Origin of the sequence: Streptomyces erythrochromogenes, assembly GCF_036170895.1 — a bacterium.
In the GTDB taxonomy this organism is placed as follows: domain Bacteria; phylum Actinomycetota; class Actinomycetes; order Streptomycetales; family Streptomycetaceae; genus Streptomyces; species Streptomyces erythrochromogenes.
In genome coordinates, this window is record NZ_CP108036.1 from 3,478,031 (window position 1) to 3,494,434 (window position 16,404).

Sequence of the window (16,404 nt, forward strand, 5' to 3'; positions counted from 1 at the left end):
CGGTTGGGGGGAGGAAAAGCGTCAGATGACGGCTGAGGCGATGCCAATCCAGGTGTAGGTGGGTGGAGGCCTCGGAGAGCCATCATCTTGCCCCAATTGCCCCTGTTTGGGCGGGCGGCTGGGATGCCACCTCGCCCTTGATGGGGGTTGGCATCGGCTCAGCCGATGGATCGCCCGCCCGCCCCCGAAACCGCCTCGCCCAGCCCCGAACAAGGGCCGGACGCGGTCTCGGAGAAGCGCGTAGCGATCGAGGGCGGCCTATGTCCGGCCCTTGACGGCTCGCAGACGCTTCACGACAGGAGCGCGTAGCGATCTGAGGCGGCCTATGTCCAGCCCAAGAGGCCTGCGGACGCCATCCGACAGGAGCGCGTAGCGATTTGGGGCGCTCCCCCAACCGCCCCGCCCATCACTGATGTGCCCGTCCCTGAAAAGGAAGGCCCGGCCCGTTCTTTTGGGGGCTTCCCGGCAGTCTTTCGGATTTCCGGGGCGGGACGGGCGGTCAAGGGTGGAGCGCAGCGACATCGCGAAGCGACGCGACCGAAGGGAGCGCCCTTGACGGGCCGGCACGAACCGGAGAGACGATGGGACTGACGGGAAACCCCCAGCACATCCCTGATCCCGCCCCGCCGAAACACCGCCGCCCCACCCCCACCCCGCGCGCCTCCCACCCCCGCCCGACGTCAGCCGCCGCCCGCCCGCGAAGCCGCCGCTCCAGGGCCTAGGCGTCGAAGTCGTATTCCAGGATGTAGGAGGCGGAGTCCAGGGTCATCTCGTTGACCTCGACGGCTCGTCCGTCCTCGGCGAACGCGGTGCGGACGATGCGGATGACGGGCGTGCCCATCGCGAGGGAGAGTCGGTCGGCCTCTTCGGCGGAGGGCATCCGGGAGCGGATCTCCTCGCGGAAGTGGACCGGGCCGTGGCCCAGCTCGGCCAGCCGCGCGTACGTCCCGCCCGGGCCCGTCTCGCGCTGGGTGATGGGGGAATCGGCGACGACGTCCGACGGCAGGTAGGAGGTCGCGAAGAGCACCGGCTTGCCGTCGAGCACGAAACGGCGGCTGCGCGCCCATACCCGGGTTCCCGGTGTGATGCCGAGCGCGTCGCAGACGCGGTCGTCCGCCTCTTCTTCACGTACGTCGATCTGGTCGACGACCAGCTCCCGGTCCTCGGAGTCCGTCGACCAGATGGAGCGGCCGGCACCCCACTGTTCCTGCGCCAACCGCTGGAGACCGCGCCGCCGCAGGGGCCTGAACGCCCGGACGAAGACTCCGGCGCCCTTCCGCGCCTCGGCGAGGCCTTCGTTCTGGAGGACGCCGAGGGCCTGGCGGGCCGTCATCCGGGCGACCTCGTACGCGGCCATGAGGTCGTTCTCACCCGGCAGCCGGTCACCCGGACCGTATTCGCCCGCCTGGATGGACTTCCTCAGCGCGTCGGCGATCCGCTGGTACTTCGGCTGCCGAGTAGCGCCCTGGCTGGTCATGAGAACGATCACTCCCTTTCCTCTCTAGACACCCTAGGGCGAGAGGTGGGCCGCCGCACGCATCAGGCCGGGGGCCCATTCGGGGGTAGTTCTCTAGAGACGTATTGCGAACGGAAGGCGGATCGGATGTAGTGGGAATGTCTCTAGAGAGGCTGCCGTTGAGGCAGCTGCGGATGAGGGGTGGTCTGCATGCCTCAGCACCGTGACGTCCGGTGAGCGAGCAGTACGAGCACGTGCCGCACCACCTGCTGCACCGGCGTGTCCGCGACATCGCTTCCGGTGTCGAGGGCGTACTGATGGCCGTGGTCAACGAGAACGTCTCGGACGCCCCCACCGAGCACTGGGTGGAGCTCGCCTACATCCGCGGCGCGTCCGGGCTGGAGTTCACCACGTCGGCCGCCAACGTCGAGCCCGCAGACTGAGCCCCACCCGGCAGGTCACGGGCCGACGTACTCGAAGACGCCGCCGTGGGGGTGAGGGCGGAGACCCTGATCGGACGCTGCTGCCGCCGGGGCCCTACGCCCAGTCGGCGCCGAGCGCCATCACCATGAGGGAGAGTCCCGCGTAGACGAGGCCGAGCATCGCCACACCCTTGAGGCCGGCGGAGAGGCCGATCCCGAACGTCGCTCCGGCCGGCACGACCCGCTCGGGGCACTCCGGCAGGTACCGCACGGGCACGGTGTCGCCGACGGCGTAGGGGACCTGGGCCACCAGCTCGGTGCGTACGTCCCGTCCTTCCGGCGTCAGGAATCCCAGGATCAGCCGCCGCTGGCTGGTGGTGTATCCGTCCGAAGAGCGGTTGTGCACCACGTACGCCTCCAGGCAGCGGGCCTCTGCCACCACCCCCTCCCGGATGGTTCTTCGGTTCACCAGCGCCACGCGCACCATGGAGACCAGTCCCGCAATACCCAGGGCGGCAACCAGCAGCCCGATCACCCCCGAGCCGGGCCCGTACGTCGCACCCAGAGCAAGCATCCGCATTCCTCACTGAAGTCCCCACGCGCGCCCCTGTACACGGGAACGGCTCCCGTAAAGATGCGCCGGCGAGATCAGAGGTTCCTCACACAGGGCCCCAGGACGTGGATGTGGGCCGCAGGCGCCGTCTCGGAGGAGCGCGCAGCGATCGATGGCGGCTTATGACCAGCCCAAGAGGCTCGCGGACGCCGCCGGGCAGGAGCGCGTAGCGATCTGACGCGCGCCGGGCTCCGCCCACCCCGATGGCCTTCTCTCCCCCGGCCCGTCCCTTTGGGGGCTTCCCGGCAGTCTTTCGGATTTCCGGGACGGGACGGGCGGTCAAGGGTGGCCGCAGGCCATCGCGCAGCGACGCGACCGAAGGGAGCGCCCTTGACGGGCCGGCGCGAACCGGAGAAACGATGGACTGACGGGAAACCCCCAAGACAGCCCTGATGCCGCCCCGCCGGAACCCCCGCCCCCGTACCATCGCCCCGCGTGCGCAGGGGTTCGTACCGGCCCCCCTACAGGTAGTCCTCCAGGCGGCCGATCTTGTAGCCCTGTTCCTGGATGCGCTGGAGCATGCGGGTCGTCATCTGGATCTCCGTCGCGCCCTTGAGTTCGGACGGGCCGCGGAAGTGGGCCAGGACGATGTCGCCGGGCTGGAGGGCGGAGCCCTGGGCGTACTGGAAGTTGTTGATCTGCATCGACACCCGCCACAGGAGAATCGACGAGACACCGCACTCCGAGGCCGCCCGGAGGGTGTCGTCGTTGTAGTTGCCGAAGGGCGGGCGGAAGAGCGGCGGGCGCTGGCCGAAGCGCTGCTCCAGCTTGTCCTGCTGGCCGCATATCTCCTTCTTCTGCGCCTCGAAGGAGAGGGTCCGCAGGTTCGGGTGGGTCAGCGTGTGGTTGTTCACCGTGCTCGCCGAGCCGTTGTCGCGGAGCTTCTCGAAGTGCCCGTAGTCCGACGAGGCCACGCTGTCCGTCAGGAACATGCTGATCGGCAGCTTGAGGTCGGCCGCCATCTTGAGGAACTCGGGGTCCTTCTCCGAGCCGTCGTCGAAGGTCAGGAAGACTATTTTCTCCCCGGCCGGCAGGGGTATTCGGTCTATCACCGGGACCTTGCCCGGGTCCGCCTTCGGAAGCTGCGGCTTCTGGGCGGGCTTCGGCGCGTACTGGACGGGGGCCGTCAGGCCCCACTTCTTGTACGCCTCGTCGGATGCGCCGCCCGGCGCGGGCGCGGGCGAGGACGCAGGTGCCGACGCGGACGCGGACGGCGTCTGCGACGGCTCCTGCGTCGTCTTGCGGCCCAGTCGTTCGATGGGCTCCACACTCGCCCCGCACCCCGCCAGGGAGAGCGCGAGCGCGCCGGCCGCCAGTGTTCCGGCTACCAACCGGCGCACGTACCTCACAAGTAGTCCTCCAGGCGAGCCACGGCATAACCCTTGTCCGTGACGGTCTTCATGACATGACGGATCATGTCAGGCATCGTGCCCTTCCAGTCCTCCTTACCCCGGAAGTGCGTGAGGATGATGTCACCGGGGTGGAGGTCGCGGTCCCACTCGCGGTAGTCCATGCGGTTCGTGAACGCCTCGGCGTTCCACAGCGGGACCGCCTTGATGCCGCAGGACTTCGCCGCCTTGAGGGTGTCGTCGTTGTAGTTGCCGTACGGCGGCCGGAAGAGGGTCGGCCGCTTGCCGAACGTCTTCTGGATGGTGTCCTGCTGGCCGCAGATCTCCTCGCGCTGCTGCTCGTACGACAGCCCCGGCATGTAGCGGTGGTTGAGGGTGTGGTTGTTCAGGGTGACGCCGGCGGCCTGCATCTGCTTGAAGTACGGGTAGTTGTCCTTCACCAGGTAGTCGCTGAGGAAGGCCGTGTACGGGATCTTCAGCTCCTGCATCATCTTCAGGAACTCGGGGTCCTTCTCCGAGCCGTCGTCGATGGTCAGGAAGACGACCTTGTCCTCGGTGGGGACGGTGGTGAAGACCGGGGGCAGTTCGTCCTCTTCGTGGTTCCACACCTCGAAGCCGTCGCGCGTGCCGATGTGGGGCTTCTCCTTCGGCGCCGCGGGAGCGGCGAGCGGCACCTTGCGCAGCCCCCACTTCTTCGCCGCGGCGACGCGCGCCTGCTGCAGCGCCTTGGCCTTCTCGGCGGCGCTGAGCGCGCCCGCGGCGCCCGCCTCCGAGCCCTTGGCGGCCTTCGACTTCTCGGCCTTGTCCGGGGCCCCCGACTGCCCCGAGCCGCACGCCGTGCCGAGGGCGGCTACCAGCAGGGCGGCCACGGCCACCCCGAACCGGCCGCGCGGACCCGCCGCACGCCGGTGACCCAGTTGCGTCTTATCTTCCCTTTGTCCGACTAGCTGCATAGCAGCGCATCCTGGCATCCGACACGCGGGCTTCCGGGCCGACACCGCGCACCGGCCTGCGACGTTCCTCCGACCGGCCCACACGCCCCGTCGCCGACAATGGACCCGTGACCCCCGAAGACTTCGCCGCCCTCCTCACCCCCGAGGGCCGTGCCCTCCTCGACTCGCTCCGCGACCACGACCCCGCCCAGGAGCTGGCCGTCGCCACCCGGCTGCGCCGCGAGCACCCCGCCGGGCTGGTCTCCGCGGCCCTCGGGCAGGCCCGGCTGCGGCAGCGCGCGGTGGCGAAGTTCGGGTCCGAGGACGCCTTCCGGATGTACTTCACCCCCGGCGGCGGCGAGATGGCCACCCGCGCGTCCGTGGCCTCGTACCGGGCGGAACGGCTCGCGGCCCTCGGCGTGCGCAGCCTGGCCGACCTGTGCTGCGGCATCGGCGGGGACGCGCTCGCCCTGGCCCGGCTCGGCATCCGGGTGCTCGCGGTGGACCACGACCCGCTGACGGTCGCCGTCGCGCGCGCCAACGCCGAGGCGCTGGGGCTGGCGGACCTGATCGAGGTCCGGGAGGCCGACGTGACGGAGGTGGACACCTCGGGCTACGACGCGGTCTTCATCGACCCGGCCCGGCGCGGGGGCCGCGGGCGGATCTTCGACCCGGAGTCCTACTCGCCGCCGCTGTCGTGGGCCGTGGAAACGGCCCGTGCGGCGAAGTACGCGGCCATCAAGATCGCCCCCGGGATCCCGCACGAGGCGGTCCCCGCGGAGGCCGAGGCCGAGTGGATCTCCGACCAGGGGGACGTCAAGGAGGCCGTGCTCTGGTTCGGCACCGACCCCGGGACCGTGCGCGCCACCCTGCTCCCCGGGCCGCGCGAGCTGCGCACCGCCGATCCGCTGCCCGACCCGGAGGCCGGGCCGGTGGGCCGCTGGCTCTACGAGCCCGACGGCGCCGTGATCCGCGCCCATCTGGTCGCCGAGGTCGCCGCGCAGCTGGACGGCCGGCTGATCGACCCGACCATCGCCTACATCACCGCGGACGAGCTGCGGGCGACGCCGTACGCGACCGCGTACGAGATCACCGACGTGCTGCCCTTCGGCCTGAAGAAGCTGAAGGCCCTGCTGCGCGAGCGCGAGGTCGGGATCCTGACCGTGAAGAAGCGCGGTTCGGCCGTCGAGCCCGAGGAACTGCGCAAGAAGGTCAAGCCGCAGGGCCGGAACTCGGCGACCGTCTTCCTGACCCGGGTGGCGGGCGCCCCCTCCATGCTGATCGGCGCCCCGGCGCCGGCCGTCCCGCCCGAGGCGTAGCCACCCCGGGCCGGGGTGCCCCGGCCCGGGGTCAGGCTCCCTCGACCTCCACCGACTCGAACCGCCAGCGGTGCACCGCCCGCGTGATCAGGTCGGCCGCCGGCTCGGGCAGCTCGGGCAGGTCCGCCGCGACCCCCTCGGCCGCCTCCCACCAGGTGATGACGAGGACCCGGTCCTGCGGGGCCCGGAACACCTCGCGGCGTACCGGGTCCCGGGCGAGGACCTGGGCGCGGGCCCACTCCAGCAGTTCGTTGCCCCGGCCGTCGGCGGCCCGGGCCTCCCACATCAGCGCGACGGTGCTCACGAGTAGAGGTTGTCCTTGCTCAGCTCGTGCACGTGGTCGTGGTCGTGACCGTGACCGTGCGAGTGGCCGTTTCCGTGCGAGTGGCCGTGCGCGTGGGACGTCCCCGGCACGTGCGGGTCCGTCACCGGCAGCGAGGAGTCCGCCGACAGGTCCCAGTCCGAGGCCGGCCGGTTCCGCTTGACCATCTCGGCGCCGAGCGCGGCCACCATCGCCCCGTTGTCCGTGCACAGCTTCGGCCGCGGCACGCGCAGGGTGATGCCCGCGGCGTCGCAGCGCTCCTGGGCGAGCGAGCGCAGCCGCGAGTTGGCCGCCACACCGCCGCCGATCATCAGGTGGTCGACGCCCTCGTCCTTGCACGCCCGGATCGCCTTGCGGGTCAGGACGTCCACGACGGCCTCCTGGAAGGACGCCGCGACATCGCGCACCGGCACCTCCTCGCCCGCGTTGCGCTTCGCCTCGATCCAGCGGGCGACGGCGGTCTTCAGGCCGGAGAAGGAGAAGTCGTACGCGGGGTCGCGCGAGCCCGTCAGGCCGCGCGGGAAGTTGATCGCCTTCGGGTCGCCCTCCTTGGCGAGCCGGTCGATGACCGGGCCGCCGGGGAAGCCCAGCTGGAGCACGCGCGCGATCTTGTCGAAGGCCTCGCCCGCGGCGTCGTCGATGGTCGCGCCGAGCGGCCGTACGTCGGAGGTGATGTCGGGGGCCAGCAGCAGCGAGGAGTGCCCGCCGGACACCAGGAGCGCCATGGTCGGCTCGGGCAGCGGGCCGTGCTCCAGCTGGTCGACGCAGATGTGCGAGGCCAGGTGGTTGACGCCGTACAGGGGCTTGCCGAGGGCGTACGCGTAGGCCTTGGCGGCCGAGGTGCCCACCAGCAGCGCCCCGGCGAGGCCGGGGCCGGCCGTGACCGCGATGCCGTCGAGGTCGCGGGCGCTGACGCCGGCCTCCTTCAGGGCGCGTTCGATGGTGGGGACCATCGCCTCCAGGTGGGCCCGCGAGGCCACCTCGGGCACGACGCCGCCGAAGCGGGCGTGCTCGTCGACGCTCGACGCGATCGCGTCCGCGAGGAGGGTGGTTCCGCGGACGACGCCGACGCCGGTCTCGTCGCAGGACGTCTCGATGCCGAGGACGAGCGGTTCGTCAGCCATTGCTCTCACTGCTCTCAGTTCGTGCTTGTGCGGGGTCGGTCAGTCGCATGACGAGCGCGTCGACGTTGCCCGGCTGGTAGTAGCCGCGCCGGAAGCCGATGGGCTCGAAACCGAAGCGCTCGTAGAGCTTCTGGGCGCGCGTGTTGTCCACGCGCACCTCCAGCAGCACCTCGGCGCATTCGAACGCGGTGGCGGCGCGCAGCAGGTCGGTCAGGAGCCGGGCGCCGAGCCCGGTCCCCCACTGGTCGCGGGCGGCCGCGATGGTCTGTACGTCGGCCAGGTCGCCGGCGGCGGCCAGTCCGGCGTAGCCGACGAGGCGGCCGTCGGGCGTCTCGGCGACGACGTAGCGGCGGGTGGCCTGCGGGCCGCGCGCGTGGGCCAGTTCGGACCAGAACATCCCGGCGGACCAGGCGTCCTCCGGGAAGAGGTCGTGCTCCAGTTCCAGCACCGGTGCGATGTCCCACCAGCGCATCTCGCGCAGAACCGTCTCGGCCGTGGTCACTGCGGGGTGACCACCTTGTAGTTCTTGGGCACCTGCGCGTCGGGGCGGCGCAGGTAGAGCGGGGTCGGAGGGAGGAACTCCGCGCCCGCGGCCAGCCGTTCCGCCGCCAGGGAGGCCAGCGCGGCGGCCGACTGGTGCTCGGGGCCCCGTGCGTCCGGGAACACCTCGGGGTACAGGAGTGCGCCCTGGCCCACCGCGGGCAGGCCCGCGACCTCCTCGGCGATGTCCGCCGGGCGGTCCACCGCGGGCTCGCCGACGCGGGTGCGCGGGTCCTCGTAGCGTGCCCAGTAGACCTCCTTGCGCCGCGCGTCGGTGGCGACGGTGAAGGGGCCCTCGATTCCGGCGGTGCCCGCGGCGTAGGCGAGTCCGTCCAGCGTGCACAGGCCGTGGACGGGCACGCCCAGTACGGCGGCGAAGGTGGAGGCGGTGACGAGGCCGACGCGCAGCCCGGTGTAGGGGCCGGGTCCGACGCCGACCACGATGCCGGTGATCGCGTCGAGCTTCAGGCCGGCCTCGGCGAGGACGCGGTCCACGGAGGGGATCAGCAGCTCCCCGTGGCGGCGGGCGTCGACCTGGTCGGACTCGGCGAGGACGGACTCGCCGTCGTGCAGGGCGACGGTGACGGCGGGCGTGGCGGTATCTACAGCGAGCAAGAGCACGCGAACAGCCTACGACTCCGGCGGCCGCACCCCTTGCGCCCGGTCGTGGAGCGGGGCGGCTGCTACCTTTCGACCGAGGGATCACAGAGGGATCACACGGATCGCGTCAGCGCGGAGAGGTGGAGCAAGGTGGCACGCAGCAGCTCGGGAATCGTGGCCGGGCTCACCGCCGCGGCGATCGCAGCCGTCGGCTTCCTCGGCTACCAGGCTTCCGCGACGGCGCCGGCGCATCCCCCGCAGGCGGCCGCGCAGGAGCCGGCCCCGGCGGCGAGCCCGGCGGCCGCGGGCAAGCAGGACCCGGCGAAGCCGGTGGCCGTGCCCGAGGGTTCCGGCACGGGTGTGCGCGTCGTGTACTCGGTGGGGCAGAAGCGGGTGTGGCTGGTGGGGGACGCCGCGCAGCAGCAGCAGCTCAAGTCGTTCACGGTGATGCCGAGCACGGTGCACCCGAAGCCGGGCACCTACCTCGTCGGTTCGCGTTCGGGCTCGGTCACGGGCTCGGACGGGGTGCCGATCGAGCACGTGGTCCGGTTCGCCACCCAGGAGGGTGTGGCGATCGGTTTCAGTGCCCGCGTGGACGGCTCGACCCCGGAGCCCGACCCGAACAAGAAGACCGGCGGCATCCGCATGTCGCGGGCCGACGGCGACGCGATGTGGGCCTTCGCGACGATCAACTCCAAGGTCGTCGTCGTTCCCTGACGGGACGCGCTTCCTTCACCCGTACGGGCGACCGGCCGAGGCCGGGGCGCTCGGGACGAGCCCTTCGGGCCCAGCTCGGGGCCCTTTCAGGCCGCTTCGGACTCCGGAGCGGCCTGTTCGCGTACGCCGGCCTCCGGCTCGGCCTCGCGCGGTGCGCGTTCTTCGCGCGAGGGCGGCGTCGAGACGGCGGTGGCGGCCACGCCGGCGGCCAGCAGCGCGTGCATGGAGACGGCGGACGGGCGGGGGTGGCGCTGTGCTCCTGCTGGTGCCGACATGGCTGCCTCCTGGACCCCGGGACGCCGTACTTAGGCATGCCTAAGAAACTCTCGGTACCATGTCATCACGAGGGCTGCCGCCAACGCAATATCTTGCCGACGAGTTGTCGGCACGTTTACTCCGAGAACGCTCCGGCCAGGGCCTCCAGCCCCGCTCCGGCGCCCCAGCGCGCTCCGACCCCGCGCACCGCGACCTCCCGCACGTCGTCCAGGACCTCCTCGTGGCCGACGGCCCGCGCGATCACCACGTGCAGCCTGTCGTCGGAGAGCTCCTCGACCTTGCCGTCGCCCCACTCGACGACGACGACGGACTCGGGCAGCGAGACGTCGAGGTCCAGGTCCTCCATCTCGTCCAGCCCGCCGCCCAGGCGGTACGCGTCCACGTGCACCAGCGCCGGCCCGCCGGTCAGCGAGGGGTGAACCCGGGCGATCACGAAGGTCGGCGAGGTCACGGCCCCGCGCACGCCCAGCCCCTCGCCGAGGCCCCGGGTCAGCGTGGTCTTGCCCGCGCCCAGCTCACCGGTCAGCAGGACGAGGTCACCGGGGCGCAGCAGGCCGGCGATCCGGCGGCCCAACTCCTGCATCGCACGGGGGGAGTCGACGGTGATCCGGGTCTGCGCGCCGCGCCCGGACTCAGCTTCGGGTGCCTGGCTGCGCTGTGCTTCCAGCGGTACTTCTTCCATGCGCGCCAACGTTAGTCGCTACCGGGACCGGCACCGCCCCGGTGCGGGCCAGCAGCTCGGTCAGCAGCCGCGTCACGGTCTCGGGGCGCTCCAGCATCATCAGGTGCCCGGTGGACTCCAGGACGACGAGCTCGGCGGTGGGCAGCACGTCCTTGATGGCCACGCTGTGCCCCGGCGGGGTGATCATGTCCTTGTCCCCCGCGACGACGGTGACCGGGATGCCGGCGAACTGCTGGAGCGCGGCGGTCTTGTCGTGGGTCTGGAAGGCCGGGTAGAACTCCGCGACGACGTCGATCGGGGTGGCCTCGATGAGCCGCTCCGCGAAGCGCGCGACGCCCGGGTCCACGTCCCTGGAGCCGAACGAATACATCTTGATCATGCCGGCGAAGAGGTCCGCGGTGGCCCGCCGGCCCTTCTCGACCAGTTCCACCTGCGATCCGAGCGCCTTCAGTACGCCCGGCAGGATCCTGCGCACGGCGCCCATGCCGGCGGCGGGCAGCCCGTACGTCACCTCGCCGAGGCGGCCGCTGGAGGTTCCGACCAGCGCCACGCCGACGACGCGGTCGCGCACGAGGTCCGGGTACTGCTCGGCGAATCCCATGATGGTCATTCCGCCCATCGAGTGACCCACCAGGATCAGCGGGCCCTCGGGGGCGGTGGCGTCGATGACGGCCTTCAGGTCCCGGCCGAGCTGCTCCATGGTGAGCGGTTCGCCGTCCGCCTGGGCCAGGCCGCGCGCGCTGCGCCCGTGGCTGCGCTGGTCCCAGTAGACGGCGCGGACCACTCCGCGCAGGGCCGCCCGCTGGAAGTGCCAGGAGTCCTGGGCGAGGCAGTAGCCGTGGCAGAAGACGACGGTGGCCGGGGGGTCGGCCTTGCGCCGCAGCCGGCGCCGCTTGCCCTCCTCGGGGAGTTCGTCGACCTCGTAGTAGAGCTCGGTGGCGTCCTCGGCCCGGCAGGTGCCCTCGGTGCCGCGCAGGGAGCCGTAGTCCCCTGCGGCGTCGAGGGCCAGGCGGGCCTTCCTGCGCATGCCGCGTCCGACGGTGATCCGCTCGACCGCGACACCGGCCGCCGCACCCGCGGCTATCACGCCGATGGCGGCGCCGGCCCAGCCGGCCCTGCGCCAGTTCTCGCTCACGCCGCCGCCCTCACTCCGCTCAGCCGCCCAGGTACACCCGGGGCACGCGTCCACCGATACGGGTGACGATCTCATACGCGATCGTGTGTGCCGCTTGCGCCCAGTCCTCGGCGGAGGGTTCACCGCGTTCCGCGTCGCCGAAGATGACGACCTCGTCGCCGGCGCGGGCCTGGTCCTCTCCCAAGTCGACCACGAACTGGTCCATGGCGATGCGTCCGGCGACGCGGCGGACCTTGCCGCCGACGAGCACCGGGCCGGCCCCCGAGGCGTGGCGCGGGATGCCGTCGGCGTAGCCGGCCGGGACCAGCGCGAGGCTCGTCTCGCCGCTGGTGACGTAGTGGTGGCCGTAGCTCACCCCGTGCCCGGCGGGGACCGTCTTGACCAGCGCGAGGGAGGCCTTGAGGGTCATCGCGGGCCGCAGGCCCAGCTGCGCCGGGGTGCCGAGCTCGGGCGCCGGCGAGACCCCGTAGACGGCCAGTCCGCAGCGCACCAGGTCGTAGTGGGACTCGGGCAGGGTGAGGGTGGCGGGCGAGTTGGCGATGTGCCGGACCTCGGGCTCGACGCCCTCCTTCTCGGCGTACGCGAGCATCTCGCGGAAGGCGTCGAGCTGGAGCTTGATCGAGGGGTGGCCGGGCTCGTCGGCGCAGGCGAAGTGCGACCAGAGGCCGGTGACCTTGACGGTGCCCTCGGCCTGGGCGGCGACGGCCGCCCCGACCAGGGCCTCCCAGTCGGCGGGCTGGCAGCCGTTGCGGCCGAGGCCGGTGTCGGCCTTGAGCTGGATGCGGGCGGTGCGGCCGGCCGCGCGGGCGGCCTCGCGCACCTCGTCGAGGGCCCACATTCCGCTGACGGAGACGTCCAGGTCGGCCTCGACGGCCTGCCGCCAGGGCCCGCCGGGGGTCCACAGCCAGCACATGATCCGGCCTTCGATCCCGGCGGCGCGCAGCGCGAGGGCCTCGTCGGGGGTGGCGGTCCCCAGCCAGGCGGCACCGGCCTCCTGGGCGGCCCTGGCGCACTCCACTGCCCCGTGCCCGTAGGCGTTCGCCTTGACGACGGCCATCAACTCGGCCCGGGGCGCCCGCTCGCGCAGTGCGCGCACGTTCTCCCGCACGGCGTCAAGATCGATCTCGGCGTACACGCGCGTCGGTGTCTCGTTCATCGCCCCCAGTCTCTCAGAATCCCCGCCCTGCACTGGTGCGGGCGGCCGAAGAGGCGGACAATTCCTCCCCCGCGGGGTGCGGAGCGGGGCCCCGCAGGTCAGGAGCGGGTGTCGCGCCAGGCGGAGGGGAGGGCTTCGGCCACCTGGTGGGCCAGCAGGGGGCCGCCGGTGCGGCGGGCCGCCAGGCCGTGGAGGTACGCGCCCACCGCGCCGGCGTCCGCGCCGGACAGTCCGCCCGCCAGGAGGGACCCGGCCAGTCCGGACAGCACGTCCCCGCTGCCCGCGGTCGCCAGCCACGGCGTTCCCGTCGGGTTCACCCGGACCGGCCGGCCGCCGGCGGAGGCGACCAGCGTCGTCGAACCCTTCAGCAGGACCGTCGCCCCGTACCGCTCCGCCAGCCGCCGTACGGCCGCCAGCCGGCCCGCCTCCACCGACTCCCGCGACACCCCGAGCAGCGCCGCCGCCTCCCCCGCGTGCGGGGTCAGCAGGGTCGGTGCCGTCCGCGCGCGCAGCACCGCCGGGTCCAGACCGCGCAGCCCGTCCGCGTCGACCAGTACCGCCGTGTCCCCCGCGAGCAGGTCCGCGACCTCGCCGACGCGCCCCTCCCCCAGGCCCGGGCCGATCACCCACGCCTGTACCCGTCCGGGCCCGATCAGCGTCTCGGGGTAGCGCGCCAGGACGGAGTCCGCCGCCGGGCCGACGTAGCGCACCGCCCCCGCGCCGCCGCGGAGGGCTCCCGCGACGGCCAGCACCGCCGCTCCGGGGTACTGCGCCGATCCGGCGACGATCCCGACGACGCCGCGCCGGTACTTGTCGCTCGACGCCGTCGGCTGCGGCAGCAGCCCGGCGACGTCCGCGTGCTGGAGGGCCTCCACCTCGGGCTCCGGCAGCTCCAGACCGATGTCCACGAGGTGCACCGCGCCCGCGCGGGTGGCTCCGGGGTCGATCAGCAGACCCGGTTTGTACGCCCCGAAGGTCACCGTCACGTCGGCCGTGACGGCCGGTCCCGCCACCTCCCCGGTGTCGGCGTCCACCCCGCTGGGCAGGTCCACGGCGACCACGGGGACCCCCGGCGGGATCCGCTCCGCCAGTGCGGCGCCGGCGGGCCGCAGCCCGCCCCGCCCGCCGATCCCGAGCAGCCCGTCCACCACCAGGTCCGCCCGCTGCGGTACGGCCTGCTCCACCCGACCGCCGGCGGCCCGCAGCGCGGCCAGCCCGCCCGTGTGCATCCGTTCGGGGTCCATCGGCACGGCCGTCACCCCGGCCCCGCGGCGCGCCAGCCGTGCGCCGGCGTACAGGGCGTCGCCGCCGTTGTCGCCGGGGCCGACGAGGAGCACGACGCGCGCCCCGTAGACCCGGCCGCGCCGCCGCGTCAGCAGGCCCGCGCACACGGCGGCCAGCCCGGCCGCCGCCCGCAGCATCAGGGCGCCCTCCGGCAGCCGGGCCATCAGCTCCCGTTCGGCGGCCCGTACGGTCTCCACGCTGTAAGCAGTACGCATGGGGTCAACCCTCCGCGATCACCACCGCGGAGGCCACACCGGCGTCGTGGCTGAGCGAGATGTGCCAGGACCTCACGCCCAGCGCCAGTGCCCGCGCCTGTACCGTCCCCGACACCCGCAGCCGGGGCTGCCCGCTGTCCTCCACGTAGACCTCGGCGTCGGTCCACAGCAGGCCGGCGGGCGCGCCGAGCGCCTTGGCCAGCGCCTCCTTGGCGGCGAACCGCGCGGCGAGCGAGGCGGTGCCGCGCCGCTCGCCGCTCGGCAGCGTCAGCTCGGCTTCGACGAACAGCCGCCCGGCCAGGCCCGGCGTGCGCTCCAGCGCAGCCCCGAACCGCTCGATCTCCGCCACATCGATCCCGACGCCGACAATCACGAGGCCTACCCCACTACCCGACTACTCCACGGTCACGGACTTTGCGAGGTTACGCGGCTGGTCCACCTCGTTGCCGCGGGCCGTGGCCAGTTCGCAGGCGAACACCTGCAGCGGGACCGTCGCCACCAGCGGCTGGAGCAGCGTCGGCGTCGCCGGGATGCGGATCAGGTGGTCCGCGTACGGGACGACCGCCTCGTCGCCCTCCTCCGCGATCACGATGGTCCGCGCCCCGCGCGCCCGGATCTCCTGGATGTTCGACACGATCTTGTCGTGGAGCACCGAGCGGCCGCGCGGCGAGGGGACGACCACGACCACCGGCAGGTCCTTCTCGATGAGCGCGATCGGCCCGTGCTTGAGCTCGCCCGCCGCGAAGCCCTCGGCGTGCATGTACGCCAGCTCCTTGAGCTTGAGCGCGCCCTCCAGCGCCACCGGGTAGCCCACGTGCCGGCCGAGGAAGAGCACGGTGTCCTTGTCGGCGAGGGACCGCGCGAGCTCCCGTACCGGCTCCATGGTCTCCAGGACGGTGTCCACGGCGGCGGCGATGTCCGACAGTTCGCGGATCACCGCCTCGATCTCGTCGCCCCACTTGGTGCCGCGGACCTGCCCGAGGTACAGCGCGACCAGGTAGCAGGCCACGAGCTGGGTCAGGAAGGCCTTGGTCGAGGCGACGGCGACCTCGGGACCGGCGTGCGTGTAGAGCACGGCGTCCGATTCGCGCGGGATCGTCGACCCGTTCGTGTTGCAGATGGCCAGCACCTTGGCGCCCTGCTCGCGCGCGTGGCGCAGCGCCATCAGGGTGTCCATGGTCTCGCCGGACTGGGAGATCGCGACGACGAGCGTCCGCTGGTCCAGGATCGGGTCGCGGTAGCGGAACTCGCTCGCCAGCTCCGTCTCGCACGGGATGCGGGTCCAGTGCTCGATGGCCAGCTTCGCGATCATGCCCGCGTGGTAGGCCGTACCGCAGGCCACGATCACGACCTTGTCCACCTCCCTGAGCACGGAGACGGGGATGCGCACCTCGTCCAGGCTCAGCGAGCCGCTCCCGTCGATCCTGCCCAGGAGGGTGTCGGCGACGGCCTTCGGCTGCTCGGCGATCTCCTTGAGCATGAAGTAGTCGTATCCCCCCTTCTCTGCCGCCGAGGCGTCCCAGTCCACGTGGTACGCCCGCACGGAGGCGACCGAACCGTCGAAGTTGGTGACCGTGACCCCTTCCCGGCGGAGCTCGACGACCTGGTCCTGCCCCAGCTCGATCGCGGACCGCGTGTGGGCGATGAACGCGGCGACGTCCGAGGCGAGGAAGTTCTCCCCCTCGCCGACGCCCACCACCAGGGGGGAGTTCCGGCGCGCGCCGACCACCACGTCCGGTTCGTCGGCGTGCACGGCCACCAGGGTGAACGCGCCTTCGAGGCGCCGGCACACCTGCCGCATGGCCTCCGCGAGGTCGCCGGTGGCCGAGAACTGCTCGGCCAGCAGGTGCGCGACGACCTCGGTGTCGGTCTCGGACTCCAGCCGGTGTCCACGCTCGGCGAGCTCGGCCCGGAGCGCGGCGAAGTTCTCGATGATGCCGTTGTGGACGACGGCCACGCGCCCCGAATTGTCGAGGTGCGGGTGGGCGTTGACGTCGGTGGGCCCGCCGTGGGTCGCCCACCGGGTGTGCCCGAGTCCCGTGGAACCGGCCGGCAGCGGGTGCGCGACCAGTTCCTTCTCCAGATTGACGAGCTTGCCGGCCTTCTTGGCGGCGGCCAGGCTGCCGTCTGCGAGTACGGCGACCCCTGCCGAGTCGTAGCCGCGGTACTCCAGTCGCTTGAGTCCGGCGATGACCACATCGAGCGCAGACTGCGCTCCCACGTAACCCACAATTCCGCACATAGGGCGCAGCGTACGCCGTA

At 72.4% G+C, this 16,404-nt stretch carries 18 protein-coding genes; 3 read left to right on the forward strand and 15 right to left on the reverse strand.

The window, feature by feature from the left end:
- Positions 1-718: 718 nt before the first annotated feature.
- The gene (locus OHA91_RS15530) at positions 719-1,477 is read right to left on the reverse strand and encodes a GntR family transcriptional regulator (protein ID WP_328739482.1); all 759 of its coding nucleotides are present in this window, start codon (positions 1,475-1,477) and stop codon (positions 719-721) included.
- A 212-nt stretch (positions 1,478-1,689) separates the two neighbouring features.
- Between OHA91_RS15530 and OHA91_RS15535 the strand changes: the two genes are divergently transcribed.
- Positions 1,690-1,899, forward strand: a complete 210-nt coding sequence (locus OHA91_RS15535; RefSeq protein ID WP_031152796.1) for a hypothetical protein — start codon at positions 1,690-1,692, stop codon at positions 1,897-1,899.
- A gap of 94 nt (positions 1,900-1,993) precedes the next feature.
- Here the strand turns inward: OHA91_RS15535 and OHA91_RS15540 are convergent, their stop codons facing one another.
- The 3 genes from OHA91_RS15540 to OHA91_RS15550 all read right to left on the reverse strand — a co-directional run bounded on the left by OHA91_RS15540 (position 1,994) and on the right by OHA91_RS15550 (position 4,715).
- Entirely contained in the window at positions 1,994-2,452 is a 459-nt protein-coding gene (locus tag OHA91_RS15540; protein ID WP_051893276.1) for a DUF3592 domain-containing protein, read from the reverse strand.
- 500 nt (positions 2,453-2,952) lie between these two features.
- On the reverse strand, positions 2,953-3,831 hold the full coding sequence (locus tag OHA91_RS15545; RefSeq protein ID WP_456293583.1) for a polysaccharide deacetylase family protein: 879 nt from the start codon (positions 3,829-3,831) through the stop codon (positions 2,953-2,955).
- A gap of 5 nt (positions 3,832-3,836) precedes the next feature.
- Entirely contained in the window at positions 3,837-4,715 is an 879-nt protein-coding gene (locus tag OHA91_RS15550) for a polysaccharide deacetylase family protein (protein ID WP_031152790.1), read from the reverse strand.
- Positions 4,716-4,900: 185 nt separating this feature from the next.
- On the opposite strand from OHA91_RS15550, the gene OHA91_RS15555 reads away from it, so the two are divergent.
- Positions 4,901-6,091, forward strand: a complete 1,191-nt coding sequence (locus tag OHA91_RS15555) for a class I SAM-dependent methyltransferase (RefSeq protein WP_031152788.1) — start codon at positions 4,901-4,903, stop codon at positions 6,089-6,091.
- 31 nt (positions 6,092-6,122) lie between these two features.
- On the opposite strand, the gene OHA91_RS15560 is transcribed toward OHA91_RS15555, so the two are convergent.
- From OHA91_RS15560 to tsaB, 4 genes are read right to left on the reverse strand one after another with little or no spacing between them, the layout of a single operon-like run.
- Positions 6,123-6,395 (reverse strand): hypothetical protein, encoded by a 273-nt coding sequence (locus OHA91_RS15560; RefSeq protein ID WP_031152786.1) that lies wholly within the window; start codon positions 6,393-6,395, stop codon positions 6,123-6,125.
- Positions 6,392-7,537 carry a tRNA (adenosine(37)-N6)-threonylcarbamoyltransferase complex transferase subunit TsaD gene (tsaD, locus tag OHA91_RS15565; RefSeq protein WP_328739486.1) on the reverse strand — a complete coding sequence of 382 codons (1,146 nt, stop codon included), beginning with the start codon at positions 7,535-7,537 and terminating at the stop codon, positions 6,392-6,394. The genes OHA91_RS15560 and tsaD overlap by 4 nt, the downstream gene beginning before the upstream one ends.
- Positions 7,530-8,009: a ribosomal protein S18-alanine N-acetyltransferase gene (rimI, locus tag OHA91_RS15570; RefSeq protein ID WP_030825893.1), complete on the reverse strand. Its 480-nt coding sequence runs from the start codon at positions 8,007-8,009 to the stop codon at positions 7,530-7,532. The genes tsaD and rimI overlap by 8 nt, the downstream gene beginning before the upstream one ends.
- Before the next feature lie 26 nt (positions 8,010-8,035).
- Positions 8,036-8,698: a tRNA (adenosine(37)-N6)-threonylcarbamoyltransferase complex dimerization subunit type 1 TsaB gene (gene tsaB, locus OHA91_RS15575; protein WP_328739488.1), complete on the reverse strand. Its 663-nt coding sequence runs from the start codon at positions 8,696-8,698 to the stop codon at positions 8,036-8,038.
- A gap of 129 nt (positions 8,699-8,827) precedes the next feature.
- Between tsaB and OHA91_RS15580 the strand changes: the two genes are divergently transcribed.
- Entirely contained in the window at positions 8,828-9,394 is a 567-nt protein-coding gene (locus OHA91_RS15580; RefSeq protein ID WP_245240148.1) for a hypothetical protein, read from the forward strand.
- Positions 9,395-9,480: 86 nt separating this feature from the next.
- On the opposite strand, the gene OHA91_RS15585 is transcribed toward OHA91_RS15580, so the two are convergent.
- From OHA91_RS15585 to glmS, 7 genes are all read right to left on the reverse strand, one after another.
- Entirely contained in the window at positions 9,481-9,669 is a 189-nt protein-coding gene (locus OHA91_RS15585) for a hypothetical protein (protein ID WP_328739491.1), read from the reverse strand.
- A 116-nt stretch (positions 9,670-9,785) separates the two neighbouring features.
- Positions 9,786-10,352 (reverse strand): tRNA (adenosine(37)-N6)-threonylcarbamoyltransferase complex ATPase subunit type 1 TsaE, encoded by a 567-nt coding sequence (gene tsaE, locus OHA91_RS15590; RefSeq protein WP_031152776.1) that lies wholly within the window; start codon positions 10,350-10,352, stop codon positions 9,786-9,788.
- Complete coding sequence (locus OHA91_RS15595; protein ID WP_078959388.1) at positions 10,303-11,562, reverse strand: alpha/beta fold hydrolase; 1,260 nt, start codon at positions 11,560-11,562, stop codon at positions 10,303-10,305. The genes tsaE and OHA91_RS15595 overlap by 50 nt, the downstream gene beginning before the upstream one ends.
- On the reverse strand, positions 11,507-12,643 hold the full coding sequence (alr, locus tag OHA91_RS15600; RefSeq protein ID WP_328739494.1) for an alanine racemase: 1,137 nt from the start codon (positions 12,641-12,643) through the stop codon (positions 11,507-11,509). Before alr ends, OHA91_RS15595 begins: the two co-directional genes overlap by 56 nt.
- 98 nt (positions 12,644-12,741) lie before the next feature.
- Complete coding sequence (locus OHA91_RS15605; RefSeq protein ID WP_328739497.1) at positions 12,742-14,142, reverse strand: NAD(P)H-hydrate dehydratase; 1,401 nt, start codon at positions 14,140-14,142, stop codon at positions 12,742-12,744.
- Positions 14,143-14,146: 4 nt separating this feature from the next.
- A complete protein-coding gene (locus tag OHA91_RS15610; RefSeq protein ID WP_031152766.1) occupies positions 14,147-14,515 on the reverse strand; it encodes a holo-ACP synthase in 369 nt (122 codons plus the stop codon).
- Between the two features lie 21 nt (positions 14,516-14,536).
- Positions 14,537-16,384, reverse strand: coding sequence for a glutamine--fructose-6-phosphate transaminase (isomerizing) (glmS, locus tag OHA91_RS15615; RefSeq protein ID WP_328739499.1), 1,848 nt, complete (start codon positions 16,382-16,384; stop codon positions 14,537-14,539).
- Between the last annotated feature and the right edge of the window lie 20 nt (positions 16,385-16,404).

What these genes read in the sequence shown, in the direction of transcription:
- OHA91_RS15595 (WP_078959388.1), bottom strand. Translation starts at nt 11,562, where the DNA reads ATGAGATCGTCACCCGTATCGGTGGACGCGTGCCCCGGGTGTACCTGG.
- tsaD (WP_328739486.1), bottom strand. Translation starts at nt 7,537, where the DNA reads ATGGCTGACGAACCGCTCGTCCTCGGCATCGAGACGTCCTGCGACGAG.
- rimI (WP_030825893.1), bottom strand. Translation starts at nt 8,009, where the DNA reads ATGCGCTGGTGGGACATCGCACCGGTGCTGGAACTGGAGCACGACCTC.
- OHA91_RS15530 (WP_328739482.1), bottom strand. Translation starts at nt 1,477, where the DNA reads ATGACCAGCCAGGGCGCTACTCGGCAGCCGAAGTACCAGCGGATCGCC.
- OHA91_RS15585 (WP_328739491.1), bottom strand. Translation starts at nt 9,669, where the DNA reads ATGTCGGCACCAGCAGGAGCACAGCGCCACCCCCGCCCGTCCGCCGTC.
- glmS (WP_328739499.1), bottom strand. Translation starts at nt 16,384, where the DNA reads ATGTGCGGAATTGTGGGTTACGTGGGAGCGCAGTCTGCGCTCGATGTG.
- OHA91_RS15540 (WP_051893276.1), bottom strand. Translation starts at nt 2,452, where the DNA reads ATGCTTGCTCTGGGTGCGACGTACGGGCCCGGCTCGGGGGTGATCGGG.
- tsaE (WP_031152776.1), bottom strand. Translation starts at nt 10,352, where the DNA reads ATGGAAGAAGTACCGCTGGAAGCACAGCGCAGCCAGGCACCCGAAGCT.
- alr (WP_328739494.1), bottom strand. Translation starts at nt 12,643, where the DNA reads ATGAACGAGACACCGACGCGCGTGTACGCCGAGATCGATCTTGACGCC.
- OHA91_RS15605 (WP_328739497.1), bottom strand. Translation starts at nt 14,142, where the DNA reads ATGCGTACTGCTTACAGCGTGGAGACCGTACGGGCCGCCGAACGGGAG.